This is a genomic window from Lysinibacillus sp. C5.1 (genome assembly GCF_016350185.1).
Classification (GTDB): Bacteria; Bacillota; Bacilli; order Bacillales_A; family Planococcaceae; genus Lysinibacillus; species Lysinibacillus sphaericus.
This window is the reverse complement of the sequence record NZ_CP066226.1, coordinates 259,911-277,160: the sequence shown is the minus strand read 5'-3', so window position 1 is coordinate 277,160 and position 17,250 is coordinate 259,911. Positions and strand designations below refer to the sequence as shown.

The following is a 17,250-nucleotide window of genomic DNA, read 5'->3' as shown; positions in this document are numbered from 1 at the left end:
CATTTTGCACAAAGCGCATCACAATTCCATCCTTATCTTATCTTGGTGACATTACATCATCCATTATAAGACTGTTTGCGCATTATTTCAATCAACTATGGCACAATCTTTGAAAAATAGTTTAATGGTAAACTATTTTTAGCAGTCTGTACTCTTTTTCTGTTCTTTTTGGAAGAAAAATCAATGTTAACCATGCGATAAAACAACTCAAACGCCATAAATTATGTTATTAGCTACAATTTTTCTCACTTTTCGATGGATAACCAAAAGAAAGCAATAATTTCTTTTGACGCCAAAGATACTGTGTCAAAAAGCCTTTTTCCTTCACCATCTTTAAAGTAGCCCACTGACATTAGCGCCATAAACGTATGGGCAAAAAATTCTGCGTTCCCTTTGCGAATTGTCCCTTTTTCCATTTCACTTTGCATCGCTCGCTCAATCGTTTTATACATCTCATTTTCAGAAGCATGTACTTCTTTCAATTGCGTTTGTGATAGATTGATGGTCGCCTCTCGCATAAAGTTCTTCATATCAATATCAACAGTTGCTGATAAATGGACTTCAATCAGTTGCTCTAATCGATCTCTAAATGGAATCGGTTGCTCTAAAATTCGTTCAATATGATGTCTAATTCTATGCATCATTTCAACTAAGGCCGATGTATATAAATCCCCTTTAGTTGGGTAGTAGTAATAGATAGTGGCTTTTGTAACATTACAGGCTTTGGCAACATCATCCATGGACACGTTTTTGTAGCCATCCTTAATAAACAGCATGGTCGCTGTTTCTAAGACAATATCTTTTGTAGGTTTAGCCTTGTCATCATGGCGAGGTCTTCCTAGAACACGCGGTGATTGTTTCAACAAGATCGCCTCCTTATAATGTGTAGTACTAAACATATTATAACATATCAATACTTCTGTATTGATTAATTAACCTTCTAGTATATATAATTAGTGTACATTACATGAAACGGAGGTTTTCTAATGAAAAAACATCCACTTGAGCAATGGGGCTCAATGGTAGCCAGTAAAAAAGGGCGTTTTCTTGCACTTGGATGCTGGATATTACTTGTTCTCGTCCTTTCGTTTGCTTGGCCGCAAATTAATAGCATCGAAAGTGAAACGGGTAAAAACTTGCCTGACACCGAAATGTCCGAGCAAGCAGCAGCCATTATTGCTGAAGAATTTCCAAATGATGCAGGTACACCTTTATTACTCGTTTGGCATAGAGAAAGCGGCCTAACACCAGCTGATTTTGGAGCTATCCAAAAGGTTTATGCAGAGCTAAATAGCAACCCTTTAGAGCATCAAACATTAGTTCCACCATACGATAAAATGCCACCACAGGCTTTATCAGCATCTGCATCTGACAACGGTTCTACAATTGTCACACCTGTTTTCTTTGAAAAAGATGTTGCCACTGATGTTTTACAAGAAAGTCTAGATACATTATCAAAAACAATGGATTCAAACAATGTTCAACTGGATCAAGATTTATCAAGCGACGCACTACATGTTCGCTATTCTGGACCAGTCGGTATTGCAACGGATGCTGTTAGCTTATTTTCACAAGCTGATGTAAAACTAATGATTGCAACCGTACTGCTTGTATTAGTGTTATTAATTTTAATTTATCGTTCGCCATTACTTGCCATTATTCCTTTAATTGTTGTAGGGCTTGCCTATGGTGTTATTAGTCCAACACTCGGTTTCTTTGCAGAGCAAGGATGGATTGACAAAGATTCACAAGCTGTATCCATCATGACGGTTTTATTATTTGGTGCTGGTACGGACTATTGCTTATTTTTAATTTCAAAATACCGTGAAATTTTACTTGATGTTGAAGATAAAGCGACAGCGATGAAGCTCGCTGTAAAAGAGTCGGGTGGCGCTATTATGATGAGTGCGCTTACCGTTGTTATTGGTTTAGCTACACTTAGTCTTGCCCATTATGGCTCATTCCAACGCTTCGCAGTGCCATTTAGCTTTGGCGTATTGGTAATGGGCATTGCTGCGCTAGTTGTTTTACCAGCAATCCTTGTGATTATAGGGCGAGTAGCCTTTTTCCCATTCACGCCACGTACAGAAGAAATGGCAAAAGCAAAGGGCAAAAAACAGCACAAACCTTCTCATAAAGTGAGTCATAAAATTGGACATTTTGTAACGCATAAGCCATGGATTGTTATTGCAGTCACTGTCTTGCTCCTTGGTGGCTTAGCGGCCTTTGTACCACGCATTCAATATACTTTCGACTTATTATCTTCTTTCCCAGAAGATATGCCATCACGTGAAGGCTTTACTTTAATAGAAGAGAATTTTTCACCTGGCGAGTTGGCACCTGTTCAGCTAGTAATTGATACGCAAGGCTCGGATGTTAATTTACAACAACAGCTTACAAAAATTCCATATATCGATAACGTGTCTGATGTACAAATTGGTACGAAAAATAATTCGATACAATTGTATGAATTATCATTGAATGCCAATCCGTATGCACAAGAGTCTTTAGAGCATATTCCGGAATTGAAAGCTGAAGTTGTTAAACTTCTTAAAGATTCTGGTATAAAAGATGCTGACTCACACGTATGGCTTGGCGGGGAAACAGCAAGCCAATATGATACAAAGCAAATTACCGAGCGCGATGAATCTGTTATCATGCCGACAATGATTGCTTTAATCGCATTATTATTATTTGTTTATTTACGTTCAGTAACAGCAACTGTTTATCTGCTTGCTACAGTTATTATTTCTTACTTTGGTGCGCTTGGTGCGGGCTGGCTTATTTTGCACCATGTCATGGGTGCAGAGGCAATTTCAGGCTCTATTCCGCTATATGCCTTTGTATTTTTAGTTGCACTTGGCGAGGATTATAATATTTTCATGATTTCTGAGATTTGGAAGAAACGAAAAACGAAGGACCATTTAACAGCGGTAGAAGAAGGCGTTGTGCATACAGGTAGTGTTATAACATCCGCAGGACTCATTTTAGCAGGTACGTTCGCGGTGCTTGCTACATTACCAATTCAAGTCCTTGTACAGTTCGGTGTTGTAACAGCAATCGGTATATTACTGGATACGTTTATTGTACGACCTTTACTTGTACCTGCCATTACAACGGTGCTCGGCAAATATGCATTCTGGCCAGGAGCGCTCTTTAAAAAAGGTCATTAAATGGTGACAGGCACTCAAACAATTTAGCATTTAAAATCCCACCGACAGTTTGATCGGTGGGATTTCTTTGTCTATCTTAATTTGTTGGTTTTTTTAAATCCATCGTAGCTGCTGCACTTTCAACTTTTACACGTTTTAAGAAGAACGCTAGTATTAGTGCTAGTACCGTCACAAAAGCAGCGATTAAGAAAGAATGTGTAATGCCGTCTAGTAAAGCTGTTTGCATAATTTGCTCTTTCATTTGTTGCATTTGCTCCGCTGTTGGTGCAACACCAGATTGAGCTGCATGTGCTTTAGCCTCTGCAATTAAATCTTCTGCTGTTGATTTTGTACGGTTATTCATAAATGTAACTAATACCGCACTACCAATAGCTCCAGCTACTTGTTGCAAAGTATTATTAATAGCTGTACCATGTGGATTCATCATCTGTGGTAATTGGTTTAAACCATTTGTCATAATTGGCATCATAACCATCGACATACCAAACATCCGAATTGTATACATCGATACGATAAATGTATAACTAGAATCCATCGCTAATTTCGTTAAGCCGAAAGTAGCCATTGTTGTTATTGTTAGACCGATTATCGCTAATATACGCGGTCCAAATTTATCGAAAAGTTTACCAGTAATCGGAGACATAATCCCCATTGCAAGGGCACCAGGAAGCATCATTAAACCTGCTTCGAATGGTTCAATCCCACGAATTGATTGTACATACGCAGGGGTTAAAATCATCCCCGAGAACATCGCCATTGAAACGATTACGGAAATCGCAGAGCTTAATGCAAACATAGGATATTTGTAAATACGTAATTCTAATAAAGGCTGATCCATACGTAGTTGTTTAAAGATGAAGATAATTAAAGCAGCAAACCCCACTATAATCGTACCGTATACCCAAGGACTCGACCATCCTTTGTCACCTGCCGTACTGAAACCGTATAAAATTCCACCAAACGCTACTGTTGATAATAATACAGAAGGAACATCTAAGTGTACTTCACGTGTTTCCATTACATTGTCTAATTTCCAAATACCAAATAGTAGACTAATAATGGCAAATGGTATAATCATTTGGAACAACATACGCCAATCATGATGTTCAACGATATAACCAGATAATGTCGGACCTATTGCTGGTGCAGCGATCATAACTAAACCGAAAATACCCATTGCCGCTCCACGTTTTTCTTTTGGGAAGCTAGTTAGCATGACGTTCATTAATAATGGTGACATACTAGCAGCCCCTGCCGCTTGCACCATACGCCCTGCCAATAACATGCCAAAGTTTGGAGCAAAGCCAGCCATAATTGTACCTATCGTAAAGATAGACATTGCCGTAATAAATAAATGTCTATTTTTAAAGCGCGTCACAAAGAATGCTGATGCAGGTACTAAAATACCGCTGACCAGCATATATCCAGTTGCAAGCCATTGTACCTTTGCATACGTAATACCAAAATCTTTCATGATTGTTGGCAACGCAACATTTAACAATGTGTTGTTAAGAAAAGCAACAAAAGCACCCACGAACAAAATAGCAATCATGCCATAAGGGGGCTTTTTCATTGTTAAGTCATTATTCATTTATATCCCTCTATTCTCTCTTGTTGTTTACGATAAAACTTATTTTATACTCGCAGTCTACTTTTTTCAAGAATTAAGATTAATAAATTTCAAAACGTTGATATAACAGCGTTTACATTGTAGAATACTAGTATAATAACTTTAAAAAGGTGAGGTCATGAATAAAAGAAAAAGACAAATAATTACTGCAGCTCGGGAACTTTTTATAGAAAAAGGATTTTTAGATACGTCCATTAACGATATTATTAGTGCAGCCAAAGTTTCAAAGGGCACTTTTTATAATCATTTTGTTTCTAAAAATGAATGTTTAATTGCCATTTTAGATGAGGGGCGTGAGGAGGCTAGTAATCGTCGACACGAGCTTCTTTATGGAAAGGATCCCACTGATTTAGAAATATTAACACAGCAAGTGGCAGTGTTGATGCATGTCAATCGTGAGCATAATCTCGTACAAATTTTCGAATCGATTTTCCATTCACGGGATAGTGAACTTAAAAAAATCCTTTTGAATTATCACTTACAAGAATTAGAATGGCTTGCCAATCGACTTGTCCAAGTTTTTGGTGAAGAAATTAGACCGATGAGCTATGAATGTGCCGTACAAACATTGGGGATGGTGAACCTTTCCTTACGTGCAGTCCTAATAGCGGACTACAAATATATAAACCGCGAAGCCATTGTACGAGTAGCATTACGCAATATAAGTGTCATTATACCTACTATGCTTGAATCCAATGAAGTCCTTATAAGTGCTGAAATGTTTAATGCAATACAAAACGTAATTAATTATCAACAAGTAAGTAAAGATGTCGTCATTGACCAATTAGCAGGCTTTACTAAGGGGCTGTCAGAAGATGACACGCTTGAAGGTTTTGAATATGCAACATTTCTTTTAGAGGAATTGCAGCAACAAAAACCAAAACTCTTTATTATTGAATCCTTGCTCACCCCTTTCAGAAAAGCATTCGTTGGAACGGAACATGCTGCTGAAGCACGTGATATTGCCAATAGTCTATGGCGCTATGTAAAAATGCAACAACCATCAGAGCAATGTAAAAAGTAATCAAAAACCCCCGATTAGCAATGCTAATCGGGGGCTTTAGTGGTGCCAGTCACCCAAACAATTTTAACGATTTACTTTACGGTCTTTCGGGCCTACCCAGAAGCCAATTATAATACTTAAAGCAACCACTAGAAACGGTGCATAAAAAATAATAAATTGATTCACTGTAAAACCTCCTATACGTGATGATTCCGTTTACCACAAGCATAATCACGATCAAATACAAACCATTTCATCACTAAATAAAGTGAAGGTATGAGTAAAACAAGACCACCAATAAAGGCAATGACCAATGCTATGGCCATCGATTCATTTGTAAAACTATCATGAACCGATAAATATGGGTACAACAAGTAAGGATAATGAGAAATGCCATAGCCGAAAAAGGCGAAGCCAAACTGTACGACCAATAATATAACGGCTAGCCCATATTTTTTCTTAACGCCTAAAAGGATTAGAGTCATGATAAAAAGAACACCTGACATGGCGAATAGCCACCATAAATTCAGCATATTTTCATAGTGTGCAGGATTGTGCCCCTTTAATTCCACCATAATCCCGATAACACTTGCAACAAGTGGAATTGACCAGCCAAGTGCATATTTTCTCATTAAATCGGAAGCGTGTTCATCGTTCGCTCTTTTACCGTACCAAGTTAAAAATACTGCGGAAATATACAGAACCGCTACAACACTTAACAACACGATTGACCAAGTTAAAGGACTAGTAAAAAGTTTCGCAATTTCCAAATGAGGCTGATCCTTTACCATTGTTACGAATCCACCCTCGGAAATCGTCAATACAATGGAAAGGGAAGCTGGGATAAATAAACCAGTGACACCGTACATTAGCTTATAGCCAATGTGTCCACTTTTTGCACTATAAGATTCAAATGCATAATAACTGCCCCGAATTGCAATTAAAATTAGAGAAATACTTACGGGTACTAGCAAAATTGTGCCATAATAGTAAGCTGATTGCGGAAAGAAACCAACAATACCTACAAAGAAAAAAACTAAGAAAACATTTGTAATTTCCCACACTGGTGATAAATAGCGTTTTATCACTTGTGATAAAATATGATCTTTCCCAATCATGACACTATAGGCATTAAAAAAGCCTGCCCCAAAGTCAATAGATGCAACGATGACATAACCAAAGAGAAATAACCATAGTACAGAAATGCCCAAAACTTCTAAGCTCATGGTTCTTCACAACCTTCAACTAATTTATGTTCTGCAAGTTCACGTTCAATTGGATTGTCACGGAACATCCGAATAAGCGCTATGATACTACCAATTGCTAAAACGATATATAAGCCCGCAAATAGAATTAACATCGTATCTACTTGCCCACTAGTAGTCGCACCTTCCGATGTTTTCATGTACCCTCTTAAAATCCATGGTTGTCGCCCTACTTCTGCTAACCACCAGCCCGCTTCTATTGCAATAAGTGCAAGTGGACCACCTGCAACAATTACTCTTTTAAATAGTTTAGACGAAACAAATTGCCAATTTCGCCATTTACCCAGAACATAAACAGCTGCCACTACAATTAATAACGTGCCAATCATCACCATTACATCGAATAAATAGTGAATATAGAGTGGTGGTTGTTCATCTTTCGGAAATTGATCAAGCCCCGTCACTTCTGCAAACGGATTATTATGCGCTAATACACTTAAAGCATAAGGTATTTTAATAGCGTATTTTATGTCTTCTCCATCCAATACACCAAATAAAACAAGGGAAGCGTCTTCTTCCGTTTCAAAATGCCATTCTGCTGCTGCTAATTTTTCAGGTTGATATTCCGCTAAATATTTGCCTGAAAAGTCTCCTACTACAAGTGCTGCCAGTGAAAAGACTAACCCTAATTTCATTAGTAAATACAGCGCTTTTTTATGATATACGTGCGCAGACCCTCGTAGCATGCGATAGGCAGCAATGGAAGCTAATAAAAAAGCTGCCGTCATATAAGATGTTACTAAAACGTGCGCTACCTTTGTCGGCATTGCCGGATTAAACATGGCTAGTACGGGCTGAATATTGATTAGCTCCCCATCCACAATATCAAATCCTTGTGGTGCATTCATAAAGGCATTCACGATTGTAATAAATACTGCTGACATAGAGGCACCAATGGCTACTGGTACTAATAATAGTAAATGTCTCTTCGGATTTTTGAAGCGATCCCATGTATACAAATACAACCCTAAAAAAATGGCTTCAACGAAAAACGCGAACGTTTCCATAAATAGTGGTAGAGCAATAATTTGACCAGCTAATTCCATAAAGTTTGGCCATAATAAAGAAAGTTGCAAGCCAATTGCAGTTCCTGTCACAACGCCAATTGCTACTGTAATAACAAATCCACGTGCCCAACGTCGAGCGAGTAATAAATAATGCTCATCATTATTTTTAATCCCAACCCATTGAGCGATCATAATCATCAGCGGTATACCAACACCAATTGTTGCATAAATAATATGGAAAGATAATGTTAATTCGGTTAAGGCACGGCTCCAAAATACAGCTGAATCATTCATATTTATACATCTCCTAGCTACTAAATATTCTCCCGACAAATGACATCAACATTATCACAGCTATTACAAAACTAATAATGATTAACTTTTTTTCTTGGGATTTATATGCAATACGATTTTGTTGTTTATTTACCACACGAATCAACCCATTGATTCCTCATAAAATTGCATCTCCTTTTTCTTCTATGCCACCAGTATAAGCAACCCAACTTTTTAGAAATATAGGGGTTTTCCACTATAAAAAAACGACATTGACAACTTTGTGAATAGCATGACACTTTCTATTTACATAAAAAAAGATCACTCCAAAAACGAGTAATCTTCTTCATTCATATTTTGTTTGTGGCATTAACTAATGAACAGTCCCACCCCAAATAATTAAAAAACCGCTAAGAAGCATGAGCCTCTAGCGGTTTTTTAATGGTTAGCTTGTATGATTAAACATTGTTAGCATAAGGGCAATTTTTCAAGAAATTTTAATTCAAAGATAGTACCATTATTATCAGAATGAACGCATATTGTTCCATTATGCAAATCAATCAGTTGTTTCGTAATGGCTAAGCCAAGACCTGTGCCCGTTGCATCATCTGTTGTATTTGTACCACGATAATAGCGTTCAAAAAGATTGTCTAATTCATCTTGTGGAATACCTGGACCTTGGTCTGTAATCGTTAGCTTAATGCCTTTTTCTATATTTTGAGCCTCTACAAGAACCTTCGTACCTTCTGGTGTGTATTTTTTAGCATTGGTAATTAAATTATCTAAGATGCGCTTTAATAAAAGCTCATCTGCTTCAAGCATTACGTCCCCATATACTTTGATTGATACTTGCTCATCTGCAAATTGGAGTAACCATGTGGCAAGTGCTAATGATACTTTCTCGAGCTGGATTGCTTTATTCTTTAATTGATAAGAATACGTTAAATCTTGTATAAGTAAATCCATATAGTTGGCTTTTTCACGCATTGTATTCGCAAATATTCGCATCTCTTCTTTCGTCCATTCATACTCTTCGGAAGCAAGCATTGTAGAATACCCATAAATCGAGCTTAATGGTGTCTTTAAATCATGCGACAAACCCGTTATCCATTCCTCTCGTAGTTGCTCGGATTGCTGAATTTGTCTTTCGTTGGAAGCAAGACGTTCAGATAAATGATTAAGCGATTCATCAACAGGTTGGAATAACTTAAATTTCCTTTTCAATTTACCTGTCTTTTGATGATGGATTTTATTATCACTTACTTCCCTATAATCGAACTGCGTTAGTCGTTCAATACGAGAGATTACATATACAAGGGGCCGTACAAATTGACGTGAAATGCTCATGGATAACAAAATAATTCCTACCAACAAAATACTATGCCCGCCAAAAAATATAGACACAAATAAAATCATTGCTTTATTAAAAGGCTCTTCAAATGGCTTATAGGAGGGGTTTGGCATACGTACTATTAGCGTTGAACCATCTTCTAATGACGTACTTTGCCTAAGCTCGGCTTGCTCAAAAATATCATATTTTTCATCTAGCAACTGCGGCTTATGCAATTTCTTATAATGCTCCCCGATTACCTTTACACGATTCCAACGCTCATTATAAATTTCAATCGCAATCTGATTAGCTTGTAAGCGTTCGAGTAGCTCCGAAGGGAATTCTTTCTTTTCACGAATCACCTGCAAGACCTCATTGAACATAGGCTGCAAAGGCGATGTAGGTAAAAACAACAAATAGTATTTGGGTATTTCCCACGTATGCATGCCTGGACGTTTAAGCGCCATAATTTCACGGTCCGTCATGCTACACAGCTCACAACTATCCCCTGTATAATCGACAATTTCCATGGCATTGTTCAATAAATATAACTGCCCTACATTTTCCTCTGCGCGTTTTTCTAAGAAATCGGCTATTTTTACGGATTTACCATTTTTCACAATTGCATTATCTTCGATTTCAAAAGAACTCATCGTATGGATGTTATCACCGACTCGTTCATTTATAAAAAGTCCAAAAACCACTAAACTAATAATGAAGCCCAAAATGATAAGTAAATAAAATATGATAAAGTAGGATACAAAACGCAGTGATAATTTCCCTGCCGGCTTCATACTTGATCATCTCCAACTAATTTATAGCCAATCCCTCTCACCGTAATAATGCAAGTTGGTTTACCAGGATTCCTTTCTATTTTTTCACGTAACTTGCGAATATGAACCATTACTGTATTATCGTCAAATAAAAAATCGCCCCACACACGTTCATAAATTTGTTCTTTCGATAATACTTGCCCCTCGTTTTCACATAAATACTTCAATAAGTAAAATAAACGACCGCTAATCAATTCCTTTTTTCCGTCTACAGTTATTTCTGCTGCATCTATATCAAAAGTAAAACGGCTACATGTGTAAACGTGACTTCCAGATACATTCTTTTGCTTCATATATCGAGTAAATTGGACTTTTACCCTTGCTACTAGCTCAAGCGGATTAAACGGTTTCGTAATATAATCGTCTGCGCCATTCATAAACCCTCGAAGTTTATCTGCATCACTGCTCTTGGCTGTTAAAAAAAATAGCGGTGCATCACTTTGCTTTCGAATAACTTCCGCCAAATCAAGCCCACTACCGTCTGGTAGCATAATATCTAATAAGTAAAAATCAAAAACATTTTGCTCGATCGCTTTTTTCCCATCTTCTATCGTCGTGCATAACGTAATATTTACAAAACCTTCTTTTCTTAAAATAATTTCAATCATTTCCGCAATGGCACGTTCATCCTCTAACACAAATATCGCCGCTTCTTGCACCTTGTCACCTACTTTTAAGATTACTTTAAGGTAGTCGTTAATTCACGATAAGCTTTCCCAACTACACTATATATAAGTTAACCAATAAAGGAGTTAAAAGGCAATGACAGCACATCGTGTACGCTTCATCGATGCAATGCGTGGATTTAGTTTATTTGGTATTTTAATGGCCAACTTGCTCATTTTTCAGTATGGAATGTATGGCAAAGAAAAGTTAGGTGATCTTTCCTTTCTTGATACAGGAGCTTTATATTTTGTAAAAATATTTATCGAAGGCTCATTTATGCCGATTTTCACTATATTATTCGGCTATTCCCTTATTAAAATGATACAGTCCGTTCGCAATAAAAAAGGCAAAAGTCGCTGGTCTATTTTACGTAGAGCGATAGGATTAATCGTTTTAGGCGGACTTCATGCAACATTTTTATGGGAAGGTGACATTTTACTGTTTTATGGATTTATTACATTATTTTTAATTCCATTTATAAATCGCAAACCAAAAACATTAGTTATTTGGGCTAGCGTATTGTTTGTATTAACAACCGCTTTAACTTATGGTTCAGATGAAATATCAGCAAAAGATGACAAAGAAATGGCCGTATATATTGATAAAGCAAATACTACCTATGCAAATGGCAGCTATCAAGAAATTTTCGACTTTCGATTAAACGTCATGCCTCCTGACATAGATGACCCAGTTATGATTTATATAATGATTTTATTTGCACCGTTATTTTTTGCACCATTATTTCTTTTAGGTATGGGGCTAGCGAAAAATCATGCATTTGAAAATATGCAAGATGAAAAGAAATGGTATATCCTCGGCTCATTATTTGTTCCAATAGGCATCACTTGTAAAAGCATTAGTTTTATCGATAGCCCATTTTCTTCTATGTTGCTCGTAGGTGGCTCAATGGTGTTAGCAGTTGGTTATATTTGTTTGGCCGCTCTACTATTTCATTTCCGACCTATTCAACGTCTGTCTATCGCTTTTGAAAGTGTGGGGAAATTATCGCTTACCAATTATTTATTACAAACGGTGATTTGTACGACCGTGTTTTACGGTTATGGACTAGGTTTATTTGGCAAATTGGGCGTTTTTGGCGGCGTTATTTTGGGAATTGCAGTATATAGTTTGCAATGCATTTTAAGCATTGTTTATTTAAAGAAATTTAAACGAGGCCCATTTGAAGCGTTGTTACGTATGTGGACAAATTGGTCTTGGACTGGACGCATTAAACAGAAAGGGAGTATGTCCTATGAATAGTGAAACGAAAGAAGATTTCTCAGACACTTGGTGGTTTCTTGGCATTTGTGCAACAGCAACTGTAGTCTTAACAATTTTTGCATTTTAAGCGTCATTATTTTCTTGGGAACTACCGTAAAATAAATAAATAAATACATGGCATCACACCTGCTAGATTTGTCATTCGTGTTCATACGTCCCCTGCTGTATACTTGATACATACAAACAGCTTAGGGGGCGTTTTAGTGCTTCAGCGAATAATTATTACAGGCTATAAACCACATGAGCTTGGCATTTTCAATGATAAACATCCTGGTATCTCCATTATCAAAAAAGCTTTAGAAAATCGCTTGAGAAATCTTTTAGATGAAGGTTTAGAATGGGTCATTATCAGCGGACAACAAGGTGTTGAAACATGGAGCGTAGAGGTTGTCTTAACATTAAAAGAGGAATTTCCTGACTTAAAATATGCAGTTATCACACCATTTTTAGAGCAAGAAAAAAATTGGCAAGAAATGAAACAAGAAAAATATTTGTCACTAGTAGCACAGGCAGACTTTGTAACGAGTGTCACGAAAAAGCCGTATGAGGCTCCTTGGCAGTTTACAGAGAAGGACAAGTTTATTATTCAAAATTCGGACGGTTTGTTACTTGTTTATGATGAAGAAAACGAGGGCTCTCCGAAGTATATCAAGCACTTGGCAGAAAAATATATGGAAACCCACGACTATACGCTTCTAACCATTAATTCCTATGATCTTCAAGTAATCGCAGAGGAAATGCAACAGCAAGATTGGTAGATTACCCTATCCCTCCCCTACAAGTTACATTTCTTCATTCTTCACTATAGATAAATATTGATATAATTTTCTGACAATTTTATAATAGAGAGAATAGTTAGGAATCTTGAAAGGAGCTGTTGACATTTGAATAGAAAAATCGAAATGACCCTTGAGTCTTCACCAGTGAATGTCTCACACGATACGTATCGCCGAGAGTGCCAGTATACGCGAGGAATTCATATTGAGGAACAGGAGTTTAAAGCCATTTTAAACTCGATGTGCCACGATTCGCGCCTATATTTTGATTTTCACAATCCACGTAAAGAGGTGAAAAAGGGAACTTATTTAAATGGACACTCCGGTTTAGCACGAAATATTTATGATTACTATAAAATTCATTACAACATTGAAGTAACTGACATTATAAACGGCAAAGACTTTTATGTAAAAATTATTTAACTGGGTGCCAGTCACTCAAACAATTCTCAAACAATTATCCTGAAAAACAAAAACTACACCATTACTTGTCTAGCAAGTTAGGTGTAGTTTTTAGTTTGCCAATTAATATCTTATTTCCACAATCCGTTTTGCACCATTTTTTCTTTATTACGGAAAGCAACTAAGACAGAAACAATATTCATGATTAACATAATTACAATAATATATAATACAGCTGTGTAGCTTCCTGTGAAATCAAAAATATAGCCATACGCTGGAAGTGCAATAATTCCCGCTACTGCCAAACCGATTGAAACTGTCGAATAGATTTGACTGTAATTTTTATTACCAAATAAAGCAGAAGTAATAGCAGGCGCTAATGTTCCTATACAAGCTGTGACAAATCCGAAAAGACCAACAGCTACAACGATCGCAATTGTACTTTCAACAAAGAAGAGCAATAAAATCATAGACACTAAACCAATAGACATGGCGATAACAGTCGTATTTTTAGCACCAATTTTATCAATTAAATAACCGAAAATAATTGACCCTAACAGTACACCAACCATTAAAGCAGCCATCACATTACCAGTAAACTTCACACTAAATCCTTGATTTACAAGGTATGTTGGAATATGGATTGAAAAACTTGCTATTGATGTAATAATGAAGAAGAACAGAATTAACAATGAAAATGACAACGATTTTTTAGCATCCGCAAACGAAATTCCCGTATTGCTAGTATCCGTTTCTACTTTCTTCTCTACATTGTTATTGTCCACTGCACCATAAGGTAATAGCCCTTTTTCTTGTGGTGATTTTCTTAAAAATAGCATAATTGTTGGAACGATAATAATAATCGCTGCAACACCTACAATAATATATGCACTTCTCCAACCTTGAGTGGCAATTAAGTTACCAATTAAAGGTTGTGTAAACGCCCCGATTAAACCACCAGAAGCAGTAATAATACCTAATGCTAGTCCACTACGTTGTTTAAACCATTGATTGACTAAAACAGGTCCTGCCAATACTGTAATTAATACGCCACCAACAGCTAATGGCATTGCAAGGATATACCATCCCCATACAGAGCTCATCATACCGAATAAAGCAAATGCACCCGCTTGTAAAATAATTGCAATGCTAAGTAACATACGTGTATCATACTTCGCCATTAACTTCCCGCCAATCGGTAAAAATACCATTGTAACGATAGATGAAATACTTAGATATAACGTTAAATTACCCAGACCTACACCAATGTCTTCAGATACTGGTGATAGGAATAGTCCTGCCGAACTGTTTAATCCTGACTTTGCTAAACCAACTGAAATACATAAACCTAGTAATACTAGCCATGCAAAGTGAAGCCTTTTCTTATTAGCACTCATTTCTCTATTTCTCCTTTTATATAAACGACTTTATTTTACACAAAACGTCAAATTTCGCCATTTGGATACCAATTGGCACATATGCAATGATTGAAAAGATATTTTGTTATATATTTGCATTACTTAACTTGTCCATTAGCTTAAGCTATTGCACATGGTTCAAGTAAGAACTACTTCATAAAAAGAATGAACGGCTTCCTTGTTTAAAGAACAAATGCAGAGGAATCCTTGTACATAGATTGTCTCCAAAAAGCTACTACTTTCTTTTTATTAAGTCTGCGGTAGCTTACTTGTCATAATTCTGCAAGCGAATTCGCAGTTGACCATTTATCCTCTAAAACCGCGCTGTATTAGACTTTATCCTGCTTTCTTGCCACATAATCACCTCCAATAAATGTGAAACTTTTGTGACCTGCAATTTATTTTAACATTAAACTGTTTAATATTAAATTAATTAATTTCACAGAAAATTTATTTATTGAACGAGAAATACTTGCCATAACATTTTCTCTCTAATTGAAAATTTATTTTTGCAATTTCAATATTGATTACGTAGGTAGTTCTAACTAACATCGGTAAAAATTGAAAATAATTCTTTACTACTTCCAGTTAAAATAACTATAATCAATCTTAATAACTAGTTTAAAGGTAAACAATCCCCTTAATTAGTGATTAATTACTATTTAAAAATAATAAATTAAACAGGAGGTCTTCAGTGCAATATGATTGAGCAATTAAAATTAATGGACTTGAAAAATAAAAACAAGCTGATGCTTTTCACTTATTTAGCTTCGACAATTTTAGGTTTACTCGGTACATTATCTTTAAAACCGGATTTTTGGATTATCTTTTTCTATAGTGTTCAAATAATTTTTTATCCTTTGTTATACATAGTCATTAATCGATATAAAAAAGAGTATGTCTTCCCCTACTTGATAGTAATCATTATGAATATCTTTAATATTAGTTTAGTCATGATTTATGGTGGGGAATTATCCACTGCTCTTTCTATTTTTTTCTTTGCTATCTTCTCTGCTGTTCAATTTAATGCCAAAATATTTAGCATCGGCTATAGTTTAGGATTTATAACGCTTGGTTTAATTTATCTCTTCCCTAAACCTGAATTTGCTAGTGAAAAAATGACTTCTTTTGTTGTCATTTATTTGTTTATTGGATTTCTGTTAACAATCTTAATACGTATGAATCAAAATCAATTTAAAAAGTTACAAGCTTATAGTGAAATCGCAGAAGCTGATGCAAAAACAAAAGAAGAACATAAACTTCATTTAGAACGGGAAATCGCTATTATTGCTGAAAGCATTAGTAAAATTAACGAAAAAGTTCAATTTGGTTTAAGATCGCAAGAGGAAATTCAACTAGCCATGAATGAAGTTTCATCAGGGAGTATGTTACAAAGTGAGCAAATATCTAAAATAGCGGACAGTGCACAAAGTAACTTAGCAGCAATCCATTCTATGAATGACATAACAGTTCGTTTAATAGATGACTCTATTCAATCTAGCAACTTAGCGGTTGAAGGACAAAATAAAATAAATCATCTTACAACAGAGATGAATAGTCTGCAAAATGTGATAACCAACTTAAGTGAAAACTTTAAAACTTTAACGGAAAAAATTGAAGAAACAAATCAGTTTGCCAATGATATTCAACAAATAACAGAACAGACAAATTTATTGGCATTAAATGCTTCTATTGAGGCGGCTCGTGCTGGGGATGCTGGAAAAGGATTCTCTGTTGTGGCGCAAGAAATACGAAATTTAGCGGATTTAACGAATAATCTTACTGTCAAAATCAGTGAAAATTTAACGGATGTCAATACAACGAATAAATTAGCACAGGTGAACATGACAAAAAGTAGCGACACATTGCATCAAAGTGTCGAATCTACAAAGTTAGTTAATTCAAACTTTATTCAATTAAGCAATATTTTACATTCATTAAAAATAAAATTTAATGAATTTGAGCATTTATCAAATGAAGTAGCTGTGAACAGCAAAAATGTTGACTCGTCGACAAATGATTTTGCTGCCATTATTGAGGAAGCCACTGCCACCTTACAACAAATGAATGCATCAATTGAAAACATCACAGCTGACAACCATATTATTGCAAAGTACATTGATGACACAGCCAAAAGCACTGAAAACATAAAAAATACTTATTGACTGTACAAAAGAGAAAAAGTGCTAGATT

14 protein-coding genes are annotated in these 17,250 nt (G+C 36.0%); 6 read left to right on the top strand and 8 right to left on the bottom strand.

Annotation, left to right across the window (positions count from 1 at the left end):
• Positions 1-245: 245 nt before the first annotated feature.
• Positions 246-863, bottom strand: coding sequence for a TetR/AcrR family transcriptional regulator (locus I5435_RS01310; protein WP_036204619.1), 618 nt, complete (start codon positions 861-863; stop codon positions 246-248).
• A 123-nt stretch (positions 864-986) separates the two neighbouring features.
• Here I5435_RS01310 and I5435_RS01305 point away from each other — a divergent pair, with 123 nt between their 5' ends.
• Positions 987-3,173 (top strand): MMPL family transporter, encoded by a 2,187-nt coding sequence (locus I5435_RS01305; protein WP_337983097.1) that lies wholly within the window; start codon positions 987-989, stop codon positions 3,171-3,173.
• Between the two features lie 76 nt (positions 3,174-3,249).
• Here I5435_RS01305 and I5435_RS01300 read toward each other — a convergent pair whose 3' ends face one another.
• Positions 3,250-4,764, bottom strand: coding sequence for a DHA2 family efflux MFS transporter permease subunit (locus I5435_RS01300; protein WP_025218403.1), 1,515 nt, complete (start codon positions 4,762-4,764; stop codon positions 3,250-3,252).
• Positions 4,765-4,921: 157 nt separating this feature from the next.
• Between I5435_RS01300 and I5435_RS01295 the strand changes: the two genes are divergently transcribed.
• On the top strand, positions 4,922-5,827 hold the full coding sequence (locus I5435_RS01295; protein ID WP_024360857.1) for a TetR/AcrR family transcriptional regulator: 906 nt from the start codon (positions 4,922-4,924) through the stop codon (positions 5,825-5,827).
• Positions 5,828-5,890: 63 nt separating this feature from the next.
• Here I5435_RS01295 and cydS read toward each other — a convergent pair whose 3' ends face one another.
• The 5 genes from cydS to I5435_RS01275 form a co-directional block, all read right to left on the bottom strand.
• A complete protein-coding gene (cydS, locus tag I5435_RS23130; RefSeq protein ID WP_371830855.1) occupies positions 5,891-5,992 on the bottom strand; it encodes a cytochrome bd oxidase small subunit CydS family protein in 102 nt (33 codons plus the stop codon).
• An 11-nt stretch (positions 5,993-6,003) separates the two neighbouring features.
• A complete protein-coding gene (locus tag I5435_RS01290) occupies positions 6,004-7,032 on the bottom strand; it encodes a cytochrome d ubiquinol oxidase subunit II (protein WP_024360856.1) in 1,029 nt (342 codons plus the stop codon).
• Positions 7,029-8,372: a cytochrome ubiquinol oxidase subunit I gene (locus I5435_RS01285; RefSeq protein ID WP_024360855.1), complete on the bottom strand. Its 1,344-nt coding sequence runs from the start codon at positions 8,370-8,372 to the stop codon at positions 7,029-7,031. Before I5435_RS01285 ends, I5435_RS01290 begins: the two co-directional genes overlap by 4 nt.
• A gap of 447 nt (positions 8,373-8,819) precedes the next feature.
• Positions 8,820-10,475: a sensor histidine kinase gene (locus tag I5435_RS01280; RefSeq protein ID WP_337983096.1), complete on the bottom strand. Its 1,656-nt coding sequence runs from the start codon at positions 10,473-10,475 to the stop codon at positions 8,820-8,822.
• Positions 10,472-11,173, bottom strand: a complete 702-nt coding sequence (locus tag I5435_RS01275) for a response regulator transcription factor (RefSeq protein ID WP_024360853.1) — start codon at positions 11,171-11,173, stop codon at positions 10,472-10,474. The genes I5435_RS01280 and I5435_RS01275 overlap by 4 nt, the downstream gene beginning before the upstream one ends.
• 103 nt (positions 11,174-11,276) lie before the next feature.
• Here I5435_RS01275 and I5435_RS01270 point away from each other — a divergent pair, with 103 nt between their 5' ends.
• The 3 genes from I5435_RS01270 (at position 11,277) to I5435_RS01260 (ending at position 13,660) form a co-directional block, all read left to right on the top strand.
• Positions 11,277-12,440 carry a DUF418 domain-containing protein gene (locus I5435_RS01270; RefSeq protein ID WP_025218401.1) on the top strand — a complete coding sequence of 388 codons (1,164 nt, stop codon included), beginning with the start codon at positions 11,277-11,279 and terminating at the stop codon, positions 12,438-12,440.
• A gap of 224 nt (positions 12,441-12,664) precedes the next feature.
• Positions 12,665-13,219, top strand: a complete 555-nt coding sequence (locus I5435_RS01265) for an SLOG family protein (protein WP_024360851.1) — start codon at positions 12,665-12,667, stop codon at positions 13,217-13,219.
• Positions 13,220-13,345: 126 nt separating this feature from the next.
• Positions 13,346-13,660 carry a hypothetical protein gene (locus tag I5435_RS01260; protein WP_024360850.1) on the top strand — a complete coding sequence of 105 codons (315 nt, stop codon included), beginning with the start codon at positions 13,346-13,348 and terminating at the stop codon, positions 13,658-13,660.
• A 110-nt stretch (positions 13,661-13,770) separates the two neighbouring features.
• On the opposite strand, the gene I5435_RS01255 is transcribed toward I5435_RS01260, so the two are convergent.
• Complete coding sequence (locus I5435_RS01255; protein ID WP_024360849.1) at positions 13,771-15,036, bottom strand: MFS transporter; 1,266 nt, start codon at positions 15,034-15,036, stop codon at positions 13,771-13,773.
• 722 nt (positions 15,037-15,758) lie between these two features.
• Here I5435_RS01255 and I5435_RS01250 point away from each other — a divergent pair.
• Positions 15,759-17,222: a methyl-accepting chemotaxis protein gene (locus I5435_RS01250; RefSeq protein WP_337983095.1), complete on the top strand. Its 1,464-nt coding sequence runs from the start codon at positions 15,759-15,761 to the stop codon at positions 17,220-17,222.
• Positions 17,223-17,250 lie beyond the last annotated feature (28 nt).

Bases quoted from the DNA above. Each gene is read 5' to 3' on its own strand.
- I5435_RS01270 (WP_025218401.1), top strand. From the start codon at position 11,277: ATGACAGCACATCGTGTACGCTTCATCGATGCAATGCGTGGATTTAGT.
- I5435_RS01280 (WP_337983096.1), bottom strand. From the start codon at position 10,475: ATGAAGCCGGCAGGGAAATTATCACTGCGTTTTGTATCCTACTTTATC.
- I5435_RS01295 (WP_024360857.1), top strand. From the start codon at position 4,922: ATGAATAAAAGAAAAAGACAAATAATTACTGCAGCTCGGGAACTTTTT.
- I5435_RS01305 (WP_337983097.1), top strand. From the start codon at position 987: ATGAAAAAACATCCACTTGAGCAATGGGGCTCAATGGTAGCCAGTAAA.
- I5435_RS01290 (WP_024360856.1), bottom strand. From the start codon at position 7,032: ATGAGCTTAGAAGTTTTGGGCATTTCTGTACTATGGTTATTTCTCTTT.
- I5435_RS01285 (WP_024360855.1), bottom strand. From the start codon at position 8,372: ATGAATGATTCAGCTGTATTTTGGAGCCGTGCCTTAACCGAATTAACA.
- I5435_RS01255 (WP_024360849.1), bottom strand. From the start codon at position 15,036: ATGAGTGCTAATAAGAAAAGGCTTCACTTTGCATGGCTAGTATTACTA.
- I5435_RS01300 (WP_025218403.1), bottom strand. From the start codon at position 4,764: ATGAATAATGACTTAACAATGAAAAAGCCCCCTTATGGCATGATTGCT.
- I5435_RS01250 (WP_337983095.1), top strand. From the start codon at position 15,759: ATGATTGAGCAATTAAAATTAATGGACTTGAAAAATAAAAACAAGCTG.